This window comes from Frigoribacterium sp. Leaf186, assembly GCF_001423905.1.
In the GTDB taxonomy this organism is placed as follows: domain Bacteria; phylum Actinomycetota; class Actinomycetes; order Actinomycetales; family Microbacteriaceae; genus Frigoribacterium.
Window position 1 is genome coordinate 919,915 of sequence record NZ_LMPQ01000010.1, and the last position, 23,616, is coordinate 943,530.

The 23,616-nt window shown below is 71.9% G+C and carries 19 protein-coding genes and 1 pseudogene; 4 read left to right on the forward strand and 16 right to left on the reverse strand.

What is annotated here, in order from left to right; genetic code table 11:
- The first annotated feature begins 127 nt into the window (after positions 1 to 127).
- Positions 128 to 1,168: a LacI family DNA-binding transcriptional regulator gene (locus ASG05_RS11070; protein ID WP_200936808.1), complete on the forward strand. Its 1,041-nt coding sequence runs from the start codon at positions 128 to 130 to the stop codon at positions 1,166 to 1,168.
- Between the two features lie 192 nt (positions 1,169 to 1,360).
- On the opposite strand, the gene ASG05_RS17015 is transcribed toward ASG05_RS11070, so the two are convergent.
- The gene (locus ASG05_RS17015) at positions 1,361 to 7,126 is read right to left on the reverse strand and encodes a GH92 family glycosyl hydrolase (RefSeq protein ID WP_056260514.1); all 5,766 of its coding nucleotides are present in this window, start codon (positions 7,124 to 7,126) and stop codon (positions 1,361 to 1,363) included.
- Positions 7,127 to 7,416: 290 nt separating this feature from the next.
- On the opposite strand from ASG05_RS17015, the gene ASG05_RS11080 reads away from it, so the two are divergent.
- Positions 7,417 to 8,451 (forward strand): LLM class flavin-dependent oxidoreductase, encoded by a 1,035-nt coding sequence (locus ASG05_RS11080; RefSeq protein ID WP_056260516.1) that lies wholly within the window; start codon positions 7,417 to 7,419, stop codon positions 8,449 to 8,451.
- A 140-nt stretch (positions 8,452 to 8,591) separates the two neighbouring features.
- Here the strand turns inward: ASG05_RS11080 and ASG05_RS11085 are convergent, their stop codons facing one another.
- The 10 genes and pseudogenes from ASG05_RS11085 to ASG05_RS11130 all read right to left on the reverse strand — a co-directional run bounded on the left by ASG05_RS11085 (position 8,592) and on the right by ASG05_RS11130 (position 16,793).
- On the reverse strand, positions 8,592 to 10,577 hold the full coding sequence (locus ASG05_RS11085; RefSeq protein ID WP_056260518.1) for a cytochrome c oxidase assembly protein: 1,986 nt from the start codon (positions 10,575 to 10,577) through the stop codon (positions 8,592 to 8,594).
- A gap of 151 nt (positions 10,578 to 10,728) precedes the next feature.
- Positions 10,729 to 11,002, reverse strand: a pseudogene (locus ASG05_RS15960) (HU family DNA-binding protein); the annotation flags it as partial.
- 105 nt (positions 11,003 to 11,107) lie between these two features.
- The gene (rpsN, locus tag ASG05_RS11095; protein WP_043595941.1) at positions 11,108 to 11,413 is read right to left on the reverse strand and encodes a 30S ribosomal protein S14; all 306 of its coding nucleotides are present in this window, start codon (positions 11,411 to 11,413) and stop codon (positions 11,108 to 11,110) included.
- 2 nt (positions 11,414 to 11,415) lie between these two features.
- Positions 11,416 to 11,583, reverse strand: coding sequence for a 50S ribosomal protein L33 (gene rpmG, locus ASG05_RS11100; protein WP_043595944.1), 168 nt, complete (start codon positions 11,581 to 11,583; stop codon positions 11,416 to 11,418).
- Complete coding sequence (gene rpmB, locus ASG05_RS11105) at positions 11,583 to 11,819, reverse strand: 50S ribosomal protein L28 (protein ID WP_043595945.1); 237 nt, start codon at positions 11,817 to 11,819, stop codon at positions 11,583 to 11,585. The genes rpmG and rpmB overlap by 1 nt, the downstream gene beginning before the upstream one ends.
- Positions 11,820 to 12,057: 238 nt before the next feature.
- Positions 12,058 to 12,471 (reverse strand): Fur family transcriptional regulator, encoded by a 414-nt coding sequence (locus ASG05_RS11110; RefSeq protein ID WP_056260522.1) that lies wholly within the window; start codon positions 12,469 to 12,471, stop codon positions 12,058 to 12,060.
- 90 nt (positions 12,472 to 12,561) lie between these two features.
- Complete coding sequence (locus ASG05_RS11115; RefSeq protein ID WP_056260525.1) at positions 12,562 to 13,452, reverse strand: metal ABC transporter permease; 891 nt, start codon at positions 13,450 to 13,452, stop codon at positions 12,562 to 12,564.
- Positions 13,449 to 14,330 carry a metal ABC transporter ATP-binding protein gene (locus ASG05_RS11120; RefSeq protein WP_369814052.1) on the reverse strand — a complete coding sequence of 294 codons (882 nt, stop codon included), beginning with the start codon at positions 14,328 to 14,330 and terminating at the stop codon, positions 13,449 to 13,451. The genes ASG05_RS11115 and ASG05_RS11120 overlap by 4 nt, the downstream gene beginning before the upstream one ends.
- Positions 14,327 to 15,343: a metal ABC transporter solute-binding protein, Zn/Mn family gene (locus ASG05_RS11125; RefSeq protein ID WP_056260906.1), complete on the reverse strand. Its 1,017-nt coding sequence runs from the start codon at positions 15,341 to 15,343 to the stop codon at positions 14,327 to 14,329. The genes ASG05_RS11120 and ASG05_RS11125 overlap by 4 nt, the downstream gene beginning before the upstream one ends.
- Before the next feature lie 190 nt (positions 15,344 to 15,533).
- Positions 15,534 to 16,793, reverse strand: coding sequence for a PTS transporter subunit EIIC (locus ASG05_RS11130; RefSeq protein ID WP_056260528.1), 1,260 nt, complete (start codon positions 16,791 to 16,793; stop codon positions 15,534 to 15,536).
- 212 nt (positions 16,794 to 17,005) lie between these two features.
- On the opposite strand from ASG05_RS11130, the gene ASG05_RS11135 reads away from it, so the two are divergent.
- Positions 17,006 to 17,239, forward strand: a complete 234-nt coding sequence (locus tag ASG05_RS11135; RefSeq protein WP_054145886.1) for a glucose PTS transporter subunit EIIB — start codon at positions 17,006 to 17,008, stop codon at positions 17,237 to 17,239.
- Complete coding sequence (locus tag ASG05_RS11140) at positions 17,236 to 17,694, forward strand: PTS glucose transporter subunit IIA (protein WP_056260530.1); 459 nt, start codon at positions 17,236 to 17,238, stop codon at positions 17,692 to 17,694. Before ASG05_RS11135 ends, ASG05_RS11140 begins: the two co-directional genes overlap by 4 nt.
- A 129-nt stretch (positions 17,695 to 17,823) precedes the next feature.
- Here ASG05_RS11140 and ASG05_RS11145 read toward each other — a convergent pair whose 3' ends face one another.
- The 5 genes from ASG05_RS11145 to ASG05_RS11165 all read right to left on the reverse strand — a co-directional run bounded on the left by ASG05_RS11145 (position 17,824) and on the right by ASG05_RS11165 (position 23,537).
- Positions 17,824 to 18,555 carry a GntR family transcriptional regulator gene (locus ASG05_RS11145; protein ID WP_056260532.1) on the reverse strand — a complete coding sequence of 244 codons (732 nt, stop codon included), beginning with the start codon at positions 18,553 to 18,555 and terminating at the stop codon, positions 17,824 to 17,826.
- Positions 18,556 to 18,713: 158 nt separating this feature from the next.
- Complete coding sequence (locus ASG05_RS11150; protein ID WP_056260535.1) at positions 18,714 to 20,240, reverse strand: dihydrolipoamide acetyltransferase family protein; 1,527 nt, start codon at positions 20,238 to 20,240, stop codon at positions 18,714 to 18,716.
- Positions 20,241 to 20,250: 10 nt separating this feature from the next.
- Entirely contained in the window at positions 20,251 to 21,279 is a 1,029-nt protein-coding gene (locus tag ASG05_RS11155) for an alpha-ketoacid dehydrogenase subunit beta (RefSeq protein ID WP_056260537.1), read from the reverse strand.
- A complete protein-coding gene (locus tag ASG05_RS11160; protein ID WP_056260539.1) occupies positions 21,276 to 22,436 on the reverse strand; it encodes a thiamine pyrophosphate-dependent dehydrogenase E1 component subunit alpha in 1,161 nt (386 codons plus the stop codon). Before ASG05_RS11160 ends, ASG05_RS11155 begins: the two co-directional genes overlap by 4 nt.
- 30 nt (positions 22,437 to 22,466) lie before the next feature.
- Positions 22,467 to 23,537 (reverse strand): histidinol-phosphate transaminase, encoded by a 1,071-nt coding sequence (locus ASG05_RS11165; protein WP_082486654.1) that lies wholly within the window; start codon positions 23,535 to 23,537, stop codon positions 22,467 to 22,469.
- Positions 23,538 to 23,616: the final 79 nt, after the last annotated feature.

A 23,616-nucleotide genomic window follows, 5' to 3' on the forward strand; every position in this document is an offset into this window, starting at 1 on the left:
TGCGTGGTTCGACGACGCGACGGTGGTGCGACCCGTCTCGGGCGGCGCCTGCGCGGCACCTGCGGGGCACCCGTGCGGCACCCGCGCTGCACCGCGGCCCCCGAGGCGCCGCTGCCATACTGTGCCCGTGGCGGGCGAGGACGTGGTCGACGGGGCGCGGCCTCCGGCGACCCTCGTCGACGTGGCGGCGCGGGCGGGCGTCAGCCTCAAGACCGCCTCCCGCGCGCTGAACGGCGAGCCGCACGTCGCGGACGAGACGCGTCGCCGCGTGGTGGTCGCCGCCGAAGAGCTCGCCTTCCGCCTCAACGGGCCGGCGAGCATGCTGCGACGGGGCATCCGGTCGACGGTCGTCGGCTTCGTGACGGGCGATCTCGCCAACCCGTTCTACGCGGCGATCGCGTCCGGCCTCGAGCAGGAGCTCCGCGGCCACGGCATGCAGCTCGTGGTCGCCAGCACCGACGAAGACGGCGCGCGCGAGCGCGAGCTCGTCGACGAGCTGGTGTCGCGGCAGGTGCGGGCGCTCGTCGTGGCGTCGACCCGCGCCTCCCACGTCGACATGGCGGTGCTGCAGGAGCGCGGCGTGCGCGTCGTGTTCGTCGACCGCCCGCCCGTCGGCCTGCAGGCCGACGCGGTGCTGCTCGACAGCGCGGCCGGCGCCCGGACCGCCGTCGAGCACCTGCTGGCCCACGGCCACCGGCGCATCGGCTTCGTGGGCGACTACTCGCGGTTGTCGACACACCTCGAACGGTTGACCGGGTACGGCGAGGCGCTCGACGCCGCGGGCGTCACCGGCTGGCGCGAGTGGGTGCGCGAGGACCGCCACGACGCCGCGTCGGCCCGCAGCGGCATGCGCGACCTGCTCTCGCTGCCCGAGCCGCCGACCGCCGTCTTCACGAGCAACAACCGGGTGACGATCGGGGCGCTCTCGGCGCTGAGGGGCCTCGCCGCGCCTCCTGCCCTCGTCGGGTTCGACGACTTCGAGCTCGCGGACCTGCTGGGCGTCACGGTCGTGTCGCACGAGCCCTTCGAGATGGGACGCGAGGCCGCACGCCTGGCCCTCGAACCGACCGGGCCCGGGCGGGAGCGGGCGGCCCGGCGGGTCGTCATCCCCACGACGCTGGTGCCGCGGGGCTCGGGCGAGGTCGGCCCGGGGGTCGGCTGGCGCTGAGCCGCCTGCGCCACGACCTGCCACGACCCACGACCGGCGCCACGCACGACGACCGCCCTCGACCGGCGCCTCGCCCGACGACGGCCCTCGACCGGCGCCACGCAAGACGACCACCCCCCCCGCACGCCGACGACCCCCGGCCGCCGGGGCCGAGGGTCGTCGTCGTGAGCCGGGCGGCGCGCCGCCCCGCCGCTACAGGGTGTCCGCCCCGAGCAGCGAGCGGCGGCGACGTCGGGCCGTTTCGATGCCGAGCGCCAGGGCGCCCGCGGCCAGCAGGATGCCGGCCAGCACGCCCGCGTCCAGCGGCTGCCCGGCGGTGCCGCCCGTGTAGGCGAGGCTGCCGTCGTACGAGCCGGGTCGCACCGGAGCGGCGCCCGTGTCGGCCGGTGCCAGGTCGACGACTCGGAACGCGACGCGCACGGCCACCTGCGACGTGCCTCCCAGGGCCTCGACCTCGTGGGCGCCCGTCGTCGCGTCGGCCGGGACGGTGAACGACCCTCGGAGGACGCCGTCCGCGTCGGCGGTCACCGTGCGGAGCGCGATCGGGTCGCTGAACAGGGTCAGCGCGACCGTCTCGTTCGGCGCGAACCCGTCGCCGTCGACCGGCACCACGGTTCCGCGCGTCGCGGACTGCGCCAGCACCCGCAGCGAGGGCGCGTACGTGCCGGGCTCACCGGGGGTGCCGGGCCCACCGGGCGTACCCGGCTGACCGGGCGTGCCCGGCTGACCAGGCGTGCCGGGCTGACCGGGCGTGCCGGGCTCACCAGGCGTCCCCGGGTCGCCCGGCGTGCCGGGCCCCGGGTCGACCGGCACCGCCGCGACCGTCACGGTCGTCGTGCCCGCCGCGCTCGAGCGTCCGTCGTCGGCCGTGACCGTGACGGTGTAGCTGCCCGGCAGCGCGTAGGCGTGTGCCCCCGAGACGACGCCGCCCGTGACCGTGCCCGCGGTGACGGCCGTGCCGTCGCCCCAGTTCACGGTGGCCGTCACGGTGCCGTCGGTCGGCACGGCGTCGACGCCGTCCGCTCCGCCGGTCACCGTGGCCAGCGCGCCCGAGACCTCGGTGCCCGCGGTGCCCGAGAGCCCCGCCGAGCTGCCGGTCACCGCCAGGTCGGCCGGAGGCGCGAGTCGCGTCCCGTCCGTCGCCAGCGCGAACACGTGGATGCGTCCGGCGGCCCGGGGGTCGCCCGTCTGCACCGGCAGCGTCAGCGACACGGCCGTCTTGCCCGCGGGCAGCGTGACCGGTGCCGTGGCGTAGATGCCCGCGATGGCGCCGTCCGAGCCGTTCGCCCCGTTCGTGCGTCCCTGCGAGGTCGCGACGACGATGTTGCCGAAGGCCGGCGTGGTGACGCCCGCCGTCCAGTCGCCGAACTCGATCGGGAACGGCTGGGTGCTGCCGTCGTCGAAGGTCAGCGTGCCGACGGTCTGTTGCGCCCGCTCGTTCGCCGTGCCGATCACCGACAGCTGGGTGACGTCGTCCCCGAGGTGCAGGGGCAGCACCTGGCCGGCGCCGGTCGCGTTGTCGGGCTCGCCCGCCGGGATCGCCGGCAGGTCGAAGTCGAGCGCGGTGCCGGGCACGGCGACCACGGTCCCCTGCACGAAGCCGGCGTCGGCCAGCGACGGACGCGAGAACCCGTTCTGCAGGTAGTCGCAGTTCGCGGCCTGGCCCGGCTCGCCGAGGCAGACGCTGTCGAACGCGCCCACGAGGGTCGGGGCGGTGCGGGTGACGGCGAGGTCGACCGTGGTGCTGGCCGAGTCGGTGCCGTCGGTCGCGGTGACGATCGCCGTGTAGGTGCCGGGTGCGTCGAAGGTCGTGGCGGGTGCCGTCACGTCCCAGCCGCCGAGCGCGGTCGCTGTGAGCGTCGCCGCCTGCGGCCCCCGGCCGTCGAGCCAGTCGACCGTCGCCACGAGCCCGTCGGGCACCGTCGCCCCGGACGAGGAGGCGCTGGTCACCGTCGCCACGGAGCCCGCGAACGCGGTCCCCGCCTCGACGCCCAGCCCCGGCTTGCCGTTGAGGGTGAACTCGCCGCCGGTCGCCGTGGTGTCGGCCATCAGCTCGAGCTCGGACAGCGTCGCCGCTCGGCCGTCGGTGGTGCCGGTCGTCGTGATCCGGTACCAGCTGAAGGGCCGCGGGTCGGTGACGGTGAACGGTCGGGTCTGCAGCGCGGACGGGAAGGTCTGCGCGGCGCGCTCGTCGAGCGGCAGCCAGGTGGTGCCGTCGGTCGACCCCTCGAGCGTCCACCCGGTGGGTGCCGCCGAGCCCGTCGGCCCGTTCGTCAGCGTGTAGCGCGAGACCGTGACCGGCCCAGAGGCCGACCGCCAGGTGACGGCGGCGTCGGGCAGGTCGAACGTCACGGGCGTGACCGCCGAGTCGTCGACCAGGCGGTCGAGCACGGTGCCGTCGCTCGAGCTCAGCACGCCCTGGCCGGGCGTCGTGGCGTCGACCAGCGGCGTGGGCACGTCGACCGGCTCGGGGGCGGTCGTCGCCCACGAGCTCGGGGTCGTCCCCATGGTGAACTCGAGCGTCCCGCCGGCGGCGACGGTCTCCTGCGACAGCGAGGCGGTGTCGATCGCCTCGCCGTTCAGGCGGGCCGACTGCACGTAGACGGCGTCGTTCGAGTTGCCCTCGGCGCGCACGGTGAACGTCTTGCCCGACCCCAGGTGCAGCGTCGCCTCGTCGAAGAGCGGCGAGCCGATCGTGTACGAGTCGGTGCCCATGGCGAGCGGGTAGAAGCCGAGCGCCGAGAACACGAACCACGACGACATCTCGCCGTTGTCCTCGTCGCCGGGGTAGCCCTGGCCGATGTCGCTGCCGACGAACAGGCGCTGCGTGATCTCGCGCACCACCCGCTGCGTCGTCGCCGGGTCGCCGTTGGCGGCCGAGACGTACGGGATGTGGTGCGAGACCTGGTTGCTCATGCCGAGCTGACCGATCCGCACGTCCCGCGCCTCCACCATCTCGTGGATCACGCCGCCGTAGCCGCCGGGCTTGTCGGCCTCCTCGGGGGTCGCGTAGAACTCGGCGAGCTTCGCGTCGAGCCCGTCCGAGCCGCCGTAGAGCGCGGCGAGGCCGGCGACGTCGAACGGCGCGTGGAAGGCGAAGTTCCAGCCGTTCGTCTCGGTGTAGGCACCGCCCCACGACTCGGGGTCGTAGGCGTCCGCGGCCTGCTGAAAGCTGCCGTCGGCGTTGCGGGCCTGGAAGAAGCCGATCGACGGGTCGAACAGCGACCCGTACTCGTGGGCGCGGTCGAGCAGCCAGGCCGACTCCTCCTTCAGCTGCGCACGCCGCGCCTCCGGGGTGGCGGGGTCGTCGGCGAGCTTCGCCGCCATCTGCCCGAGCCCGAAGTCGTTGATGTGGCCCTCGAGCCCCCACGACACGCTCTCGCCCGTCGTGGCCGGCGTGTAGCCGAGGAAGAGCGACTGGTCGAGGCCCTTGCGCCCCACGCCGCTCTCGGTCGGCTGGACCGACGCGTTCTTCAGCGCGGCGTCGTACGCCTCGAGGGCGAGACCACCGTCGACCGCGCCCTTGACGTAGGCGTCGGCGAACGCGACGTCCGAGCTCGTGCCCGTCATCAGGTCGGCGTAGCCGGGGCTCGACCAGCGCGCGATCCAGCCCGAGTCGCGGTACATCTGCACGAAGCCGTCCATGAGGTCGCTCGCGACGTCGGGGTAGAGCATCGAGTAGGCGGGCCACACGGTGCGGTAGGTGTCCCAGAAACCGTTGTTGACGTAGACCTTGCCGCTCTTCACCTGCGCGTTCGTGGTCGTGTCGGTCGCGGTGCCCTGCACCGGGGCGACGGGGCTGGCGTAGCGGTAGTCGGGCGACGTGGCCGTGCCGGTGTTCTCGAACTGCGAGTTCGGGTACATGTTCAGCCGGTAGAGGCTGCCGTACAGGGTCGCGAGCTGGTCGTCACGGGCGCCCTCGACCGTGATCACGCCGAGGCGCTCGTCCCACTGGCGGGCGGCATCGGCCTGCACCTCGTCGAAGCTGCGCCCGGTGACCTCGAGGTCGAGGTTGCGGGTCGCCTGCTCGAGCGAGATGAACGACGTCGCGAGCCGCAGCTCGACGACGCCGGCAGGGCTTCCGGAGGCGCTGGTCGCCGAGGCGTCGAACGACGCGTACTGCGCGCCGTCGCGGTCGCCCGCGGGCAGGCCCACCGAGGTGGGCGTGCGGTCGAACGTGCCGCTGACGAACATGCGCGTCGCGCCCGTCGACAGGCCGGAGCCGCCCTCGACCCAGCCGCTGACCGTGCCGTCGGCCGAGACGACCAGGCCGGACGTGCCGGCCACCCGGTCGACGATGACGCTGCCCGTGCGGGCGGCGCTCGCCGGGTCGGTGCCGGCGGTCTCGGGGAACGCGAAGCGCATCACGGCGCCGTGGTCGGTCGGCGTGACGGCGGCCTCGAGGCCGCTGGTGGTCTGCACGGCGTAGAGGTCGGGCCGGGCGATCTCGTCGCCGTGGTCGAACGACAGGGCACGGGTGGTGAGCGTCGCGTCCGGCGCGCCCGCGCCTCCGGCCTGGGCAGCCGTCGTCGAGGGCAGGATCGCGAGCTGGTTGCGGTCGCCCATCCACGGGCTCGGCTCGTGCGAGACGCCGATGCCCTGCAGCGTCGGCAGGTTCGACGCGTCGTTGCCGCGGGCGTAGTCGTAGAGCCAGGTCTGGCTCGACGCGTTCGTCATCGGCGTCCAGAAGTTGAAGCCGTTCGGCACCGTCGCCGCGGGGATGTTGTTGCCCCTGCTGAAGCTGCCCGTCGAGTTCGTGCCGCGGCGCGTGTCGACGTGGTTCACCAGGCTCGACCCGTCCACGCGCGCGGGTGCCGGGTCGAGGTCGAGGTCGTCGATCCAGCCCTGGAATCGCGTGTCGGCGGTGCCGCCGGCGTTGTCGTACGTGAACACGACAGATTCGACGGTCTTGCCCGCCAGGTCGCCGAGGGGGACGCGCACCGAGTTCCACTGGTCGGCGTAGAGGATCTTCGACGACCCCTGGGCCGCGGCCGAGACGCCCTCGCCGTGGGCGTCGACGACGCCGTCGGCGGCGCTGACGCGCGTGCCGTCCGAGAGCACCAGGTCGACGGCGGCGTAGGTCGCCGGGTACTGCAGGTCGCCGCCCAGCTCGGGGAACACCTTGTACGAGAACTCGCTCGTCTCACCGATGGCCAGGTCGAGGCCGTCGAACAGCACGTTGCTGGCCGAGGCGGGCCCGGCGGCCGTGTGCTCGCCGGCGTAGCGGAGCGACTTCGTGCCGCTGAAGCCGGCGCCCGGCTTCATGTTCGGGCCGCTGACCGGCCCCGAGCCCACGACGGTCACCATCGGGCCGGCAGGAGGCGCGGCGTCGGTCCCGTCGTTCAGCGTCCAGTCGGCGAGCTGGGTCAGCCCCGCACCACCGTTGGCCGTGATGTCGAGCCGGTACGCGTCGTAGGCGGCCGGGGCGGGGACGGCGAAGTCGACGGTCGTGCCGCGACCGGTGAACGCGGTGCCCGAGCGCTGGTCGACCGTCGTCCAGGTCGTGCCGCCGTCGGTCGAGCCGAGCAGGGTCACGTCGCGCGGGTCGCGCGTGGGCGCGTCGTTCGCACTGGTCAGCGACCAGGCCGCCGCGGTCTGCGGCGAGTCGAGCAGGTAGGTCACGGTGGCGGTGCGCTCGAAGGCGAGCCACTTGCTGGCGGGGTTGCCGTCCGAGAGGTTGACGGCGGTCTCGCCGGGGGCGTTCTCGGCGCTCGCCGTGACGTCGGTGACGTGACCGAGCAGGCTGCCGGGCACGAAGCCGGTCGACCCGGTCACGTTGACGGGCTCGCCGAACGGGGTGCTGGCCAGCGGCTGCGCGTCGGCGGCCTCGAAGCTGGTGCGCCAGTCGCTGCCGGCGGCCACCGCCCGGCGGGTGTCGCCGCCGCCGCCGTCCGCGGCGTTCGCGGGGCCGGCCCCGACCAGCGTGCCCGTGAGGGCGAGTGCCGTCGCCGTCGTCATCACCCCCGCTCGTCTCGCTCGCTCGACCCAGCGTGCGCCCCCGCGCTGCCGGATGACCTGGACACGACCTGACGCCATCGTCACTCTCCTGGGTTGATCCCGTGATCTCGGGTGCGGTCGCCCGGTCGGGGCGACTCGCGATGCACGACGAGCGACGCGTGTCGTCGATGACAGCGTTGTCATGCGAGACCTGTCTATCCGACCCGGCACCCCCCGGTCAAGGGGCCCCTCCCGCCCGCGGCTCCGATCGCGTAGAATGATGCAAACGTATGAATCAGGAGAGCACCCGCATGGCACACCCCCTCGAGTTCGGCCTCGACACCTTCGGCGACATCACCGACCGCGTCGACGGCGGACCGGTCACGCACGCCGAGGCCATCCGCAACCTGGTCGACCAGGCCGTCCTCGCCGACCAGGTCGGCCTCGACTTCATCGGAGTCGGCGAGCACCACCGCAAGGACTTCGCCGTCTCGGCCCCCGAGGTCGTGCTCGCCGCGATCGCCGCCCGCACGAAGGCCATCCGCCTGGGCTCCGCCGTCACCGTGCTCAGCTCGGACGACCCCGTGCGGGTCTTCCAGCGCTTCGCCACGGTCGACGCGATCTCGAACGGTCGTGCCGAGGTCATCTTGGGCCGCGGCTCGTTCACGGAGTCGTTCCCGCTCTTCGGCCTCGACCTGCAGGACTACGAGGTGCTCTTCGAGGAGAAGATCCAGCTCTTCGCCGAGCTGCTGAAGGAGGGCCCGACCACCTGGTCGGGCACCGTGCGCGCCGGCCTCGACGCCCAAGAGGTCTACCCCAAGACCGAGGGCGGCTCGATTCGCACCTGGGTCGGCGTCGGCGGGTCGCCGCAGTCGGTCATCCGTGCCGCGCACTACGGGTTCCCGCTGTTCCTCGCGATCATCGGCGGCCAGCCCGCCCAGTTCGCGCCCTACGCCGACCTCTACCGCCGGGCGCTCGGCGAGTTCGGCCACGACTCGCAGCCGATCGCGATGCACTCGCCCGGTTTCGTCGCCGAGACCGACGACGAGGCCAAGGAGGCGCTGTTCCCCTACCAAGAGGAGCAGACGAACCAGCTCGGTCGCGAACGCGGCTGGCCCCCCTACAGCCGCGCGCAGTACGAGGCCAGCGCCAGCTCGACCGGTGCGCTCTACGTGGGCTCGCCCGAGACCGTCGCCACGAAGATCGCGCAGAACATGCGCCTGCTCGGCGCGACGCGCTTCGACATGCGGTACAGCATGGGCCGCCTGCCGCACGAGCTCATGATGCGCAGCATCGAGCTGTACGGCACGAGGGTCGTGCCGCTGGTGCGCGAGATGCTCGCGTAGCCCGACCTGCGCCTCCTCGGCCCCGGGTCACACCCCATCCCCACCGCACCGCGTTTCGTGCACCGCACCCCGACTGGTTGCGGTGCCGTGCACGAACCGCGGTGCGTTGCTGTGTCGCGGCTTGCGGCTCGCGGCTCGGGTCAGCGGGTGCGCTCGCGCTGGTGCGACAGCGCCTCGAGCTGCTCGTTGTACGCCCTGAGCTCGGCGTCGTCGTCGCGGTCGGCCTGACGGTCCTTGCGGACCGCCTCGCGGCCGTCGCTGCGCTGCCACATGATCGCGACCGCGATGGCCATGATGATCGTGGGGATCTCGCCGACGCTCCACGCGATGCCGCCCGCGACGTACTGGTCCTGCATCGGCGTCGCGCCCCAGGTGCGACCCATCGCGCCGTACCAGTCGGCGAGGAAGAGCCCGGTGGCGGTCATGATGCCCAGGCCGAAGAACGCGTGGAACGCCATGGTCGCGAGCAGCACGACGAGCCGTGCCGGGTAGGGCAGGCGACCCTTGACCGGGTCGATGCCGATCATCGACTGCACGAAGAGGTAGCCGGTGATCACGAAGTGCACGATCATCCAGTAGTGGCCGACGTGGGTGGTCGTCGCCCAGCTGAACAGCGGCGTGTAGTAGAACGCCCAGAGCGAACCGGCGAACAGCACGGCCGAGACGATCGGGTTGCTGACCACGGTCGCCGCGCGCGAGTGCACCAGGATCATGATCCACTCGCGGCCGCCCCGCGTGCCGTCGGTGCGTTTCTTGATGGTGCGCAGCGCGAGCGTCACCGGCGCACCGGGCACGAGCAGCACCGGCACGAGCATGCCGAGCGCCATGTGCGCGAGCATGTGGGTGCTGAAGAGGTACTCCTCGTAGACGTTCGGGGCGCCGCAGGTGATGTAGAAGAGCACGGCGAGGCCGGCCACCCACGAGACGGTGCGACCGACCGGCCACCGGTCGCCACGGCGGTGCAGGCGCACGACGCCGGCCAGGTAGAAGAAGACGCCGAAGGCGCAGAGCAGGCCCCAGAGCAGGTCGACGTTCCACTCGGTGAGGTAGCGCAGCGGCGTCAGCTCGGGCGGGAGCGCCTCTTCGGTGAGGATGACCGCGGGGGTCGGGTCGGCCAGGTCGGTGGCGGCGACCTGCTCGACCGGCGTGGCCGTGCGGGCCAGTGCGGCCGCGACGCCCGACGCCAAGCCCATGAACGCGAGCTCGGCGGTGACGAACCACCAGAAGGGCTTCGCGGTGGCCTTGGGGTGGGTCGCGAGACGGCCGACGAGCCAGCGTCGCTGCAGCACGCCGAACAGGCCGAGTGCCACCAGCGCGAACGTCTTGACCAGCACGAGCACGCCGTAGCCGGTGGTGAGGGCCGCCCAGTCGCCGATGCGGATCGCGGCGCTGCCGATGCCCGAGACCGCGACGACGACGAAGCAGACGATCGCGATGCTCGAGTAGCGGGCGAGCACGACGGCCAGCCGACCGGTCGACAGGTGTCCGCGCAGCAGCACGAGGGCGAGCAGGCCGCCCAGCCAGACCGAGGCGCCGACGAGGTGCAGGGCGAGGTCGGTGACGGCGGCGTCGTGGCCGCTCGTGCCGGCCGCGTGGCCCTGTTCGGCGATGGGGATCAGCCCGCCGGCGGCCAGCACGGTCACGGCGACGACCAGCCAGATGTTGCGGACGACGAAGCAGAGCACCGTGACGGTCGCCGCGACGAGCGTCGTGACGAGCCAGGCGATGCCGAGCTCGGTGTTCGTCAGGAAGAACGCGAGCGTGCGCCCGAACTGGTCGTCGAAGGTGACCGGGACGTTGGCGACGCTGAGGAAGGTGAAGAACGTGGTGACGGCCGACGCGACCGCCCAGAAGCCGGCCGCAGCGGCCGCGACGTCCATGGCTCGGTCGTACTCCGACTCGCGCCGGCTGAGGGCGAAGCAGGTCAGGAAGAGCGTGCCGATGGTCAGGGCGGCCCCGACGTTGCCCAGCATCTTGGCCATGGGCAGGCCGTAGCGCACGACCTCGCCCGGGTCGACGACGAGGGGCGCGTCGGCGGCCCCGCCGAACTTCAGGGCGGCGAGGAGGGACGCGAACGCCACGAGCACGAGGAGTGCGGGGGCCGTGGTGCGGGCGAGTCTGGGCATCGTCTACCAGGGTAAGTCGGATCGCCTGGTGAACAGGCGGGGGTCCGGGCCGTCGCTCGACGTCGAGTGATCCGCACGCGGGTGGTGTGGGGTGGAGGCGGGGCGGCACGAGAGAAGGGGCGTGACGACCGGTGGTCGTCACGCCCCNNNNCCTTGAGCTTGCTGCCGACGCTGACCTTGACGCTGTCGCTGGCGGCGATCTCGAGGGCCTCACCCGTCTGCGGGTTGCGGCCGGTGCGAGCGGCGCGGTGCGTCTTCTCGAAGGCGATCCACCCGGGAATGGTGACCTTCGTGCCGTCGGCGACCGACTTCGAGACGACGGAGAAGAACGCGTCGACGACGCCGCTGACGGCGGCCTGGCTCTGGCCGGACTCGGATGCGACAGCTGCGACGAGCTCGGTACGGTTCAGTGACTTGTCAGCCATGTAAATGTCCTCCTCGGACTTCATTCGGTGTGACGAGACACGGCGTTCACCATGCCTGTGCGATCGAGACCAGAGAGCCGAGGGCCCTGTGGAACCGGTTGAAACCTACCAGGAAGACTTCGTGATGCCCGGCAACTCGCCACGGTGGGCCATGTCGCGGAAACGCACGCGGCTGATGCCGTAGGCCTTGAGGTGACCGCGGGGGCGGCCGTCGACCGAGTCGCGGTTGCGGAGGCGGACCGGCGACGCGTTGCGCGGCAGCTTCTGCAGGCCGAGGCGAGCGGCCTCGCGGCTCTCGTCCGAACCGTTCGGGTCGATCAGGGCCTTCTTCAGCTCGAGGCGCTTCTCGGCGTAGCGGGCCACGATCTCGGCGCGCTGGTTGTTCTTGGCGATCATGCTCTTCTTGGCCATGGTTAGCGCTCCTCGCGGAATTCGACGTGCTTGCGGATGACCGGGTCGTACTTCTTCAGCACGAGGCGGTCGGGGTTGTTGCGACGGTTCTTCTTGGTCACGTACGTGAAACCGGTGCCCGCCGTCGAGCGGAGCTTGATGATGGGACGGACGTCCTGTTGACGAGCCATTAGATCTTCTCCCCACGAGCGAGCAGGTCCTTGACGACCGACTCGATGCCACGGGCGTCGATGACCTTGATGCCCTTGGCGCTGAGCTGCAGCGTCACGTTACGACGAAGCGACGGCACGTAGTACGTCTTCTTCTGGATGTTCGGGTCGAAACGACGCTTGGTGCGTCGGTGCGAGTGCGAGATGTTGTGTCCGAAACCGGGAACGGCTCCGGTCACCTGGCAGGTTGCTGCCATGGTTTTCCTCCGTAGGTACCGTGAGGGCCGGAGCCCTCACCCAAGGTCACTTGTCGGCGCGCCGATCCCCCTGCACGATCGTCGGATCGCGCGGTGTTGCCGGGAGGCGGTGCACATGGGCGCAGAGTGCGCCCAACCAAAGAGACAGCTTACGCGACACGCCCGGGCCCCCGCAACCCGCGCCTCCCTGGTCGGAGGCCGTGAGGCCGTCGGCCGGTCAGAGCCGAGGAGGCGCGGGTCAGCCGGCCGCGGAGGCGTCGGCCGCCGCGCGGGCCTCGAGCGTGCACGCGGGGCAGAGCCCGAACACGTCGACGATGTGCTGGGCCGCGGTGAACCCGTGTTTCGCGGCGATGTGCTGGGCCCAGGTCTCGACCTCGTCGGCCTCGATCTCGACCGTGGTGCCGCAGTTGCGGCAGATGAGGTGGTGGTGGTGCGTGCCCGGGGTGCAGGCGCGGTACAGGCTCTCGCCCTCTTGCTGCAGCGAATCGGCTGAGCCGTCGGCGGCTAGGTCGGCCAGGGCGCGGTAGACCGTGGCGAGGCCGATGCCGGTGTCGCGCAGGTGGGCGTGCAGCGCCTGGGCGCTGACGAACCCCTCGCTCGTGCCGAGTGCTTCTCGCACGGCCTCGCGTTGCCACGTGTTGCGTCGGACCACCACGTCGTCCTGCCTCTCTGTCTGTCAGACCCCGGAGTGTGCGTCAGGCCCCGGTGCGTCGAGCCCCGGTGCATCGGGCCCCGGTGTGCGTCAGGCCCCGGTCGAGGCCAAGGGTACCCGCGGGCCCCTGCGTGGCCCCACGGCGGCGGCTGTCCGCCGCCAGCTCACGAGTCGGCAGACCAGCCAGATCGCGAACGAGATGGTCGTGACGTACGGGCTGATCGGCAGGCCGCCGCCGAGGGCGAGCAGGATGCCGCCGACGACCGACACGACGGCGAACGTCACGCTGAGCACCGGCACGAGACGCGGGTTCACCGTCAGCCGCAGGGCGGCCGCCGCGGGCGTCACGAGCAGCGAGAGCACGAGCAGCGCGCCGATGATCTGCACCGACACGGCGACCGAGAGCCCGAGCACGAGCATGAAGACGATGCCGAGGGTGCGGACGGGCACACCCGCGGCGGCGGCGACGTCGGGGTCGACGCTCGCGAAGGTCAGCGGGCGCCAGATGACGACGAGCGTGACGATCACCACGGCCGATATGGCGATCAGCCAGCCGAGCTGCGGGTTGTCGACCGACACGATCTGGCCGGTCAGCAGTCCGAACTTGTTCGCCGAGCGCCCCCGGTAGAGCGCCAGGAAGAGGATGCCGAGGCCCAGCCCGAACGGCATGAGCACGGCGATGATCGAGTTGCGTTCACGGGCACGGGTGCCGAGCAGCCCGATCAGCAGGGCGGCCACGAGGCTGCCGACGAGCGAGCCGCTGACGACGTTGACGCCGAGCAGCAGGGCCGCGGCGGCGCCGGCGAACGAGAGCTCGCTGATGCCGTGCACGGCGAAGGGCATGTTGCGCGTGATGACGAACGGGCCGATCAGGCCCCCGACCAGGCCGAGCACGGCGCCCGCGATGACGCTGTTCTTGACGAGCACGAGCAGTTCGCCGAAGTCCTGGAAGCTGAACAGCTGCGACCACAGGTCCGTCATCGGACGAGCCCTTCGTCGTCGAGGTGCTCGTCGACGTGGTGGTCGTGCCCGTCGTGGCTGCCGACGATGACGACGCGGCCCATGGTGCGGATCACGTCGACCGGGGTGCCGTAGAGGTCGCTGAGCACGTCGGCCCGCAGCACCTCGTCGGGCGTGCCGATGCGGAACCGGCCGCCGGCCAGGTAGAGCACCCGGTCGACGACGTCGAGGATGGGGTTGACGTCGTGCGTGACGAACACGACCGCGGCGTTGCGGGCGCGACGCTGCTCGTCGATCAGGCGCGTGACCTCGCGCTGGTGGCGCAGGTCGAGCGAGATGAGCGGTTCGTCGCAGAGCAGCAGGGCGGGCTCGGCCGCGAGGGCCTGGCCGACGCGCGTGCGTTGCTGTTCGCCGCCGCTGAGGCTCGCGACGGGCGAGGTCGCGAACGGCGTGGCGCCGACCTCGTCGACCAGGGCGTCGATGCGGGCCCGCTCGGCGGCGGACTCGCGACGCAGGCCCCAGCGGTGGCCCGTCACGCCGAGGGCGATCATGTCGCGGGCGCGCAACGGCGTGCCGGACTCCATCAACCGCTGCTGCGGCACGTACCCGATGCGGCGGTGGCCGCGACCGACCGGCCGCCCGAGGAACTCGATGCTGCCCTCGGTCAGCTGCTGCTGCCCCAGGATCGTCCGCAGCATGGTCGTCTTGCCCGCGCCGTTCGGCCCGAGCACCGCGATGAACTCGCCCGGCCGCACGTCGAGGTCGAGCCCCGACCACAGCGTCCGTCGACCGAAGGTCACGCCGGCGTCGCGCAGGCGCAGCACGGCGTCGCCACCGTCACCGGCCGAGGAGGCGCGGGTGGCGGCGGCGACGGAGGTCGCGCTGGCGGTCTCGGTCACTTGCCGAGCGCCTCCGAGATCGCGTCGATGTTGCTCTGTTGCCATGACACGTAGTCTTCCCCCTCGGGCAGCAGCTCGGTGACCGGCACGATCGCTGTGCCCGCGTCGGTCGCGGCCTGCTCGACCTGCTCGGTCTCGGGGCTCGAGGTCTGCTCGTTGTAGGCCAACAGGTCGACCTGGCCGTCGGTGAAGGCCTTCAGGGTCTCGTTGAGCACGGCGGGCGAGACGTCGTCGCCCTCCTCGATCGCCTCGGAGAACGCGTCGGGGGTCACGTTGACCAGGCCCATCGCGTCGAACAGGTAGCCGGGCACGGGCTCGGTGTACGCGACCGACTCGCCGCCGTGGGCCGCCTCGATCGACGCGGCCTGCGCCTCCAGGTCGGCGATCTTCGTGCCGAAGGCCTCGGCGTTCGCGGTGAAGGTGTCGGCGTTCGCCGCGTCGACGGCGCCGAACTCGTCGGCCATGGCCGTGGCGAGCGCCGCCATGCTCGGCAGGCTGTAGAAGACGTGCTCGTTGAAGGCCGCGTGGTCGTGGTCCGCGTGGTCGTCCGTCGTCGCGTCGTCGGAGGCCTCGCCGCTCGCGGCGTCGGTGGCCTCGTCGCCGTGGTCGTGGTCGTCGTGCCCGACCTCGGGGTCGAGCCCCGAGACGTCGACCGCGTTGATCACGGCGGCGTCGGTGCCGCTCGCGTCGACCATCGTGTCGACGAACGGGTCGTAGCCGCCACCGTTCTCGACGATGACGTCGGCCTTCGAGACGGCCAGCTGCGTGCGCGCGTCGGCCTCGTACGAGTGCGGGTCTTGCGAGGGGTCGCTGATGATGCTCGTGACGTCGACCAGGTCGCCGCCGACCGTCTCAGCGATGTCGCCGTAGACGTTGGTCGACGTGACCACGGCGATCGCGCCTCCGTCCGAGCCGCTGCCGGTCGCACCGGCGTCGCCCGTGGCGCACCCGCTCAGCACGAGGGCCGCCGCGGCGGGCAGGACGATCAGGGTCGGCAGCGAGCGCTTCTTCATGCCCGTCACGCTATTGCTACTGATAATGATTGTCAAAACGAGGAGGCGCGGGTGGGCCGAGCGCGCCTCCTCGCCTCCTCGAGATTCCGGAACGCCCCGAGACCCCCGGAACGCGCCGAGACCCCCGGAACGCGCCGAGACCCCCGTGCGCGCACGGGGGTCTCGGTCACGACCCGGGGTCTCGTGGTCGCTAGGCCTTCGTGGCGGCCTCGACCGACTCGGCGCCTGCGGCGTCGTCGTCCTCGCGACCGGGCGTCTTGAGGTTCCACTTCTTGATCACGAAGCTGAAGAGGAAGTAGTAGACGACTGCGTAGCCGAGCCCGATCGGGATCAACCAGATCGAGTTCTGCGAGATGTTGAAGTTCAACACGTAGTCGATCAACCCCGCCGAGAACGTGAACCCGGTGTGGATGTCGAGTGCGTTCACCAGCATCATCGACGTGCCGGTCAGCACCGCGTGGATCAGGTAGAGCGGCCAGGCGACGAACATGAACGAGAACTCGAGCGGCTCGGTGATGCCGGTGAGGAAGGCCGTCAGGGCCGTCGACAGCATGATGCCGCCGATCAGCTTCTTCTTCTCGGGGCGGGCGTGGCGCCAGATCGCGAGGGCGGCCGCCGGCAGGGCGAACATGAAGATCGGGAAGAACCCGGTCATGAACACGCCGGCGCTCGGGTCGCCCTGGAAGAACCGGGTCAGGTCGCCGCGGTAGAGCTTGCCGTCGGCCCCGGTGTAGTCGCCGACCAAGAACCAGACGACCGAGTTCAAGATGTGGTGCAGGCCCGTGGGGATCAGCAACCGGTTGGCGACGCCGTAGACGCCGCCGCCGACGACGTCGTTCGAGGCGACGGCCGTGCCGATCCAGACGAGCGCGTTGTTGAACAGCGGGTAGATGAACGACATGACGACGCCGACGACCAGGCCGGTGACGGCCGTCAGGATCGGCACGAGGCGACGCCCCGAGAAGAACCCGAGGAAGTCGGGCAGCTTCGTCCGGTAGAAGCGCTGCCAGATCATCGCCGACAAGATGCCCATCACGATGCCGCCGAGCACGCCGTAGTTGATCAGCTCGGGGTCGCCCGTCGCGGTCTCGCGACCCGCGAGCACGACCGGCGACATCGCCTTGAACACCCCGTCGATCACCATGTAGCCGACGACGGCCGCCAAGGCGGTCGAGCCGTCGCTCTTCTTGGCCCAGCCGATCGCGATGCCGACCGCGAAGATCAGCGGCAGCCAGGTGAAGACCGCGTTGCCGGCCGCGCCGATCACCGAGGCGCCGGTCTCGAAGCCCGGGATCGCGCCGAGCAGGTCGGCCTGGCCGAGCCGCAGCAGGATGCCCGCGGCGGGCAGCACCGCGATCGGCAGCATGAGGCTGCGCCCCAGGCGCTGCAGCACCGCGAACGCGGCCGAGCCCCTCTTCTTGGTCGGGGCCGACTCGGTCGTCGTCGTCATCAGGTGGTCCTCTCGTCGGTGAGCAGCCGTGGTGCGGGGGTGGGGTCGTGCGGGCGGAGCGGACCAGGAGGCGCGGGTCGGGTCGAATGCGGAGCCTGCGGTCCTGTCCGGTCATGACCAGTGAGTGGTAGTTTCCTCAGACCGACGGGTGGTGTCAACTGGGACGACACCCTCGTCGCCTCGAGCGACCGACCAACGGAGGAGAACAGCTCATGTCGAAAGCACAGGCCATGATCGACGGACTCGGCGGCGCCGACAACATCGAGGAGATCGAGGGCTGCATCACGCGCCTCCGCACCGACGTGCGCGACATCTCGCTCGTCGACGACGCCGCCCTCAAGGCGGCCGGCGCCACGGCGGTCGTCCACGCGGGCGGCAGCGTCCAGGTGATCGTCGGCACGATCGCCGACTCGCTCGCCGAAGACATCAACGACCTGCTGCCGTGACCACGGTCGTCTCGCCCGTCGCCGGTCGGGTGACGGCGCTCGCCGACGTGCCCGACGCCGTGTTCGCCGAGCAGCTCGTGGGCGCGGGGGTCGCTGTCGAGCCCAGCGCGCCTCCTGCCGGTGGCCTGGTCCACGTCGCCTCGCCGATCGCGGGCGAGATCGTGAAGCTGCACCCGCACGCGTTCGTCGTGGTCGACGGGTCCGGCACGGGCGTGCTCGTGCACGTGGGCATCGACACGGTCAAGCTCGGCGGCACGGGCTTCGAGCTCGCGGTGGCCGAGGGGGCCACCGTCGCCGCGGGCGACCTGGTCGTCAGCTTCGACCCGGCTGTCGTGGCCGATGCCGGCTATTCGGCGGTCGTCCCGGTCGTGGTGCTCGACAGCGCGCCCGACAGCGTCTCGCAGCGGGCCGTCGGCACGACCGTCGAGTCGGGCGCACCCCTCTTCGACCTCTGAGGCCGACACCGCCTGGGCCGGCCCGACGGGGCCCGACCCCGGCGGCACGGCACCGCGTGTCGTGCACCACACCCGATCTCGACGCGGTGCGTTGCACGACACGCGGTGCCGTGCGACCGTGGCCGGGCGTCAGACCGGTGACGTCCCCGACGCGACCTGCATCTGCAGGCGGTACCGGTCCGAGCGGTACCAGCTCTTGGCGTGCTCGAGCGGCACGTCGCCGGCGAACGAGACGCGGTCGAAGTACAGCACCGGGGCGCCCTCGCTCGTGCCGAGCAGGGTGGCGACGTCGGCGTCGGCCCCCTCGGCGCTGACCGTCTGGGTGGCCCGCGTGATCGGCGTGGCGTAGTCGCCGTCGAGCGTGCGGTACAGCGACCGGCTGAGGTCGCGGTCGAGCAGGCCCGGCAGCAGCTCGGGCGGGTACCAGCCGTCGTCGATGCTGACCGGCACGCCGTCGGCCAACCGCAGGCGCTTGACGTGGAACGCCGGTGCCCCGACCCCGAGCCCGAGGGCGGCGGCCGTCTCGGGCGGGGGAGTCGTCTCGGCCTTGACCAGCACGACGGTGCTCGGCACGTGCCCGAGCTTCGTCATCTCGTCGGTGAACGAGGCGAGGTGCAGCGTGGACTGCACCACCCGGTGCGCCACGAAGGTGCCCTTGCCACGCACCCGCGTCAACCAGCCCTCGTTGACGAGCTGGCCCACGGCCTCGCGCACCGTGATGCGGCTGACGCCGTACTCGAGCATGAGCTGGCGCTCGCTCGCGATGGCCGAGCCGGGCTGCGCCTCGGCCGCGAGGCGCTGCACGATGGTGCGGAGCTGCTCGTGCTTCGGCACGGCTCCGTCGACGATGTGGTCGGTCATGGCGGGCCCCTCGTCGGTCGTGCCCGAGGGTGGTCCCGTCTGGTCATGACCGGTCGTTCTGCCTCCGACGTTAGTGCACGCCGGGCCCTCGCAGCCCGGTGGGCACCCGACCCCCTCGGACTTCCCAGGAACGAGGAAGAGGCCGAGGAGGCGCGGCGTCAGTCGAGCAGCAGCGCCGGCTCTTCGAGGACGCTCGCCACGTCGGCCACGAACCGGCTGGCGACGTCGCCGTCGACCACGCGGTGGTCGAAGCTCGCACCGATCGTCGTCACCATGCGCGATCGCACCTCGCCGTCGACCACCCAGGCCTTGGGTTTGATCGTGCCGAGGGCCACGATCGCGACCTCGCCCGGGTTGAGGATGGGCGTGCCGGTGTCCATGCCGAAGACGCCGATGTTCGTGATGGTGATCGTGCCGTCCTTCATGTCGGTCGGCGTCGTCTTGCCGTCGCGGGCGGTCAGCGTCAGCTGTTCGAGGGCCTGGGCCAGCTCGAGCAGGCTCATCGACTGGGCCTCTTTGACGTTCGGCACGATGAGGCCGCGCGGGGTGGCCGCGGCGATGCCGAGGTTGACGAAGTGGCGCACGAGGATCTCGCGGTCGGTCCAGGCCGAGTTGACCATCGGGTTGCGACGCACGGCCCAGATGATGGCCTTCGCCATGATCAGCAGGGGCGAGACCTTGACGCCCGCGAACTGCGGCGAGGCCTTGAGGCGCTTGACGAACTCCATGGTGCGCGTGGCGTCGACGTCGACGAAGAGGCTGACGTGCGGCGCGGTGAAGGCGGACGACGTCATGGCCGCGGCGATGGCCTTGCGGACACCCTTGACGGGGATGCGCTCGACCCGCTCTTCTCCCCACTCGGGCGTCTCGATGTTGCGGAAGACGCTGGCCTGCTGGGCGTGACGGATGACGTCGTCGCGCGTGACCTCGCCGGCGAGCCCGGTCGGCTGCACCACGGCCAGGTCGACCTCGAGGTCTTTGGCCAGCTTGCGGATCGGCGGCTTGGCGATGATCGGCAGGGCCTGGGCGGCGGGCACCGACGTCGTGGGGCGGCGTCGGGCCTGCTCGGCGACGCGCAGCTGGCGGGCGTCGACCTCGGTCTGCGAGGGGCGGCGGCGACGGGTCGAGCCGTGACCGCCGGCGGCGCCGTAGCCCACGAGCACGGCGCCCGAACCCGAGTCGGCCGGGGCCTCGGGGGCGTGGGCGACCGAGCCGGTGTCGCCGTCGGCGCTGACCGCGTCGGCCGAACGCGCCGGCGCCGGAGCCGGGGCAGGGGTCGCAGCCGGGGTCGCCGCGGTCGGTGCCGCGGCGGCGGGTTCGACCTGACGGGCGCGCTGGGCCGACAGGGCCTCTTCGCCCTGAGAGATGATCTGGGCCGTGCGGGCGAGCCCGCCCGACTCGAGCGACTCGGACTCGGCCGCACGGCCCGACGGCGTGGCCGGTGCCGACGAGTCGCCGACGCGGATGATCGGGGTGCCGACGTCGACCGTGGTGCCGGGCTCGACGAGGATGCTCTCGACGACGCCGGCGTAGGGCGACGGCAACTCGACGAGCGACTTCGCCGTCTCGATCTCGACGAGCACCTGGTTGATCTCGACGCTGTCGCCCGGGGCGACCTTCCACTCGACGATCTCGGCCTCGGTCAGGCCCTCGCCGACGTCGGGCAGGGTGAATTCGCTGGTCATGTCGTGACTCCTAGTAGGCCAGGGCCCGGTCGACCGCCTCGAGCACGCGGTCGGCGTCGGGCAGGTACTGCGTCTCGAGCTTGGCGGGCGGGAAGGGAGTGTCGAAGCCGCTGACGCGCAGCACGGGCGCCTCGAGCGAGTAGAACGCCTTCTCGGCGACGGTCGCGGCGATCTCGCTGCCGACGCTGACGAACCCCGGTGCCTCTTGGGCGACCACGAGCCGACCGGTCTTGCGGACCGACTCGAGGATGGGCCCGTAGTCGACGGGCGAGAGCGACCGCAGGTCGACGACCTCGGCCGAGACGCCCTCGGCCGCCGCGATCTCGGCCGCCTGCAGCAGCACGCTGACCATGGCGCCGTGACCCAGCAGGGTCACCTCGGTGCCCGTGCGGACGACGCGGCTGGCGTGCAGCGGGGCCTGCGGGTCGCTCAGGTCGACCTCGCCCTTGGGCCAGTACCGGCTCTTGGGCTCGAAGAACATCACGGGGTCGTTCGAGGCGATGGCCTCTTGGATCATCCAGTACGCGTCGTGCGGCGTGCTGGGGCTGACGACGCGCAGGCCCGCCGTGTGGGCGAAGTACGCCTCGGGGCTCTCCTGGTGGTGCTCGACGGCGCCGATGTGCCCGCCGTAGGGCACCCGGATCACGACGGGCATCGTGAGGGCACCCTCGTGCCGGTTCGTCAGCTTCGCGAGCTGCGAGGTGATCTGGTCGAAGCCGGGGTAGATGAAGCCGTCGAACTGGATCTCGCAGACCGGGCGGAACCCGCCCATGGCGAGTCCGATGGCGGTGCCGACGATGCCCGACTCGGCGAGCGGGGTGTCGATGACGCGCTTCTCGCCGAACTCGGCCTGCAGCCCCTCGGTCACGCGGAAGACGCCACCGAGCGTGCCGATGTCTTCACCCATCAGCAGCACGCGGGGGTCGTCGGCCAGCGCCTTGCGGAGGCCGGCGTTGATCGCCTTGCCGAGCGGCATGGTCTGCACGGAGGCGCGGGTCGGTTCGTCCGCGCTCGTCGCGGACTCGACGGTGTCGGTCATGATGCCCCCTCGTCGGTGGTCACGGTGTCGCCCGCGCTGCCGAAGCTCTGCTCGTAGGTCGCCAGCCACTGCTTCTGCTCGACCATCAGCGGGTGCGGCTCGGAGTACACGTGGTCGAAGATCAGGCCCGGGTCGGGGTTCGGCAGGGTGACGGTGCGTCGACGCACGTCGGCCCCGAGGTCGTCGCCCTCGGCCTCGAGGTCGGCGAAGAAGCCGTCGCCCTCGCCCCGACCGCGCAGGAAGGCCTCGAACCGCGTGATCGGGTCGCGTGCGATCCACGACTGCAGCTCGTCGTCGGTGCGGTACTTGGTCGGGTCGTCGGACGACGTGTGGGCGCCGACGCGGTAGGTCAGCGCCTCGATGAAGCGGGGGCCGCCCCCGGCGCGGGCGGCCTCGAGGTCGCGTCGGCTGACGGCGTAGCTCGCGAGCACGTCGTTGCCGTCGACCTGCGTGCCGGGGATGCCGAAGCCGCCGGCCCGGGCGACCAGCGGCGTGCGCGACTGGCGTGAGACGGGCACGCTGATCGCCCACTGGTTGTTCTGCAAGAAGAACAGCTCGGGCGTCTGGAAGCTCGCGGCGAAGACGAGGGCCTCGCTGACGTCGCCCTGGCTCGTGGCGCCGTCGCCGAAGAAGGTCACGACGGCCTCGTCGACCTCGGGGTCGCCCGTGCCGCTCTTGCCGTCGAGGGTGAGGCCCATCGCGTAACCGGTCGCGTGCAGAGTCTGCGAACCGATGACCAGCGTGTAGACGTGGAAGTTCTGGTGCTCGGCGGGGTTCCAGCCGCCGTGCGTGTGCCCGCGCAGCAGGCGCAGGATGTCGACCGGGTCGATGCCGCGCGACAGGGCGACGGCGTGCTCGCGGTACGACGGGAAGAGGTGGTCCTGGGGGCGGGTGGCGTGGGCGAGGCCCACCTGCGCACCCTCTTGGCCGTGGCTGGGCACCCAGAGGGCGAGCTGGCCCTGGCGGGCGAGCGCCGCGGCCTCGCGGTCGAACCGTCGGGTCAGCACCATGTCGCGGTGCAGGGTGCGGAGGTCGTCGTCGCCGAGCGCGTCGACGAACGGGCGGAACTCGTCTGCCGCGGCGGACTCGACCACCTCGCCCGACGGCGACAACAGCTGGACGGGCGCGGGCGCGTCGTTCGCTTCGGAGGGGGACATGGCGTCCAATCTATTCCGCGGCATATGCCGTCACCGGGATGTGAGGTCGACGACCTGCTGGGCCGCGTGCAGCAGCTTGTCGACCGACGACGGTTCACCGATCGTGACCCGCACGCCCTCGCCCGCGAACGGTCGCACGACGACCCCGTGGTCGGCGAAGACCTGCGCGGCGGCCGCCGTGTGCTCGCCCGTGGCGAGCCAGACGAAGTTGCCCTGCGCCTCGGGCACCGACCAGCCCTGGTCGAGCAGGGCACGGCGCACCTGGTCGCGCAGCAGCACGATGCGGTCGACGCGGGCGAGCAGCTCGTCGGCGTGCTCGAGCGACGCCAGCGCCGCGGCCGCGCCCTGCTCGGTCACCGCGAGCGGGATGGCCGTCGACCGGGCGGCGTCGAGCAGGTAGGAGGCGCCGATCGCGTACCCGACGCGCAGTGCGGCCAGCCCGTAGGCCTTCGAGAACGTGCGCAGCAGGACGAGGTTCGGGTGCAGCTCGGTGAGCGTCTCGCCGTCGACGGCCGTGCTGTCGGTGACGAACTCGGCGTAGGCCTCGTCGAGCAGGACGAGCACGTCGTCGGGCACGGCGGCCATGAACGTCTCGAACTCGGCCGTCGACACCGTCGTGCCCGTCGGGTTGTTCGGCGAGCAGACGATCAAGACGCGGGTGCGGTCGGTCACCGCGGCGGCCATGGCCTCGAGGTCGTGACCGCCGTCGGCCCGTAGCGGCACCTGCACGCTGGTCGCGCCGGCCACCGTGACGAGCCCCGGGTACGCCTCGAACGACCGCCAGGCGTAGACGACCTCGTCGCCGACCGAGGCCGCGGCGAGCACGAACTGGGCGAGCAACGAGACCGAGCCCGCGCCGACGTGCACCTCGTCGACGGTGACGCCGAAGCGCGTGGCGAGGGCCGTCCGCAGGGCGGTCGCCGAGGCGTCGGGGTAGCGGTTGAGCGACACGGCACCGCGGACGGCCTCGACCACCGAGGGCAACGGTTCGAACGGGTTCTCGTTCGACGACAGCTTGAAGGCGTCGGGCGACGCCTGCTTGCCCTGCCGGTAGGGCGGCAGGGCGGCGATCTCGGGGCGGAGTCGTACACGAGTGGTCACGCGGCCAGCCTATGGGGCGGGGCCCGCGTCGCGTCAGGGCACCGCGCCTCCTCGGGGATCCGCTCGCGCACTACCGCCT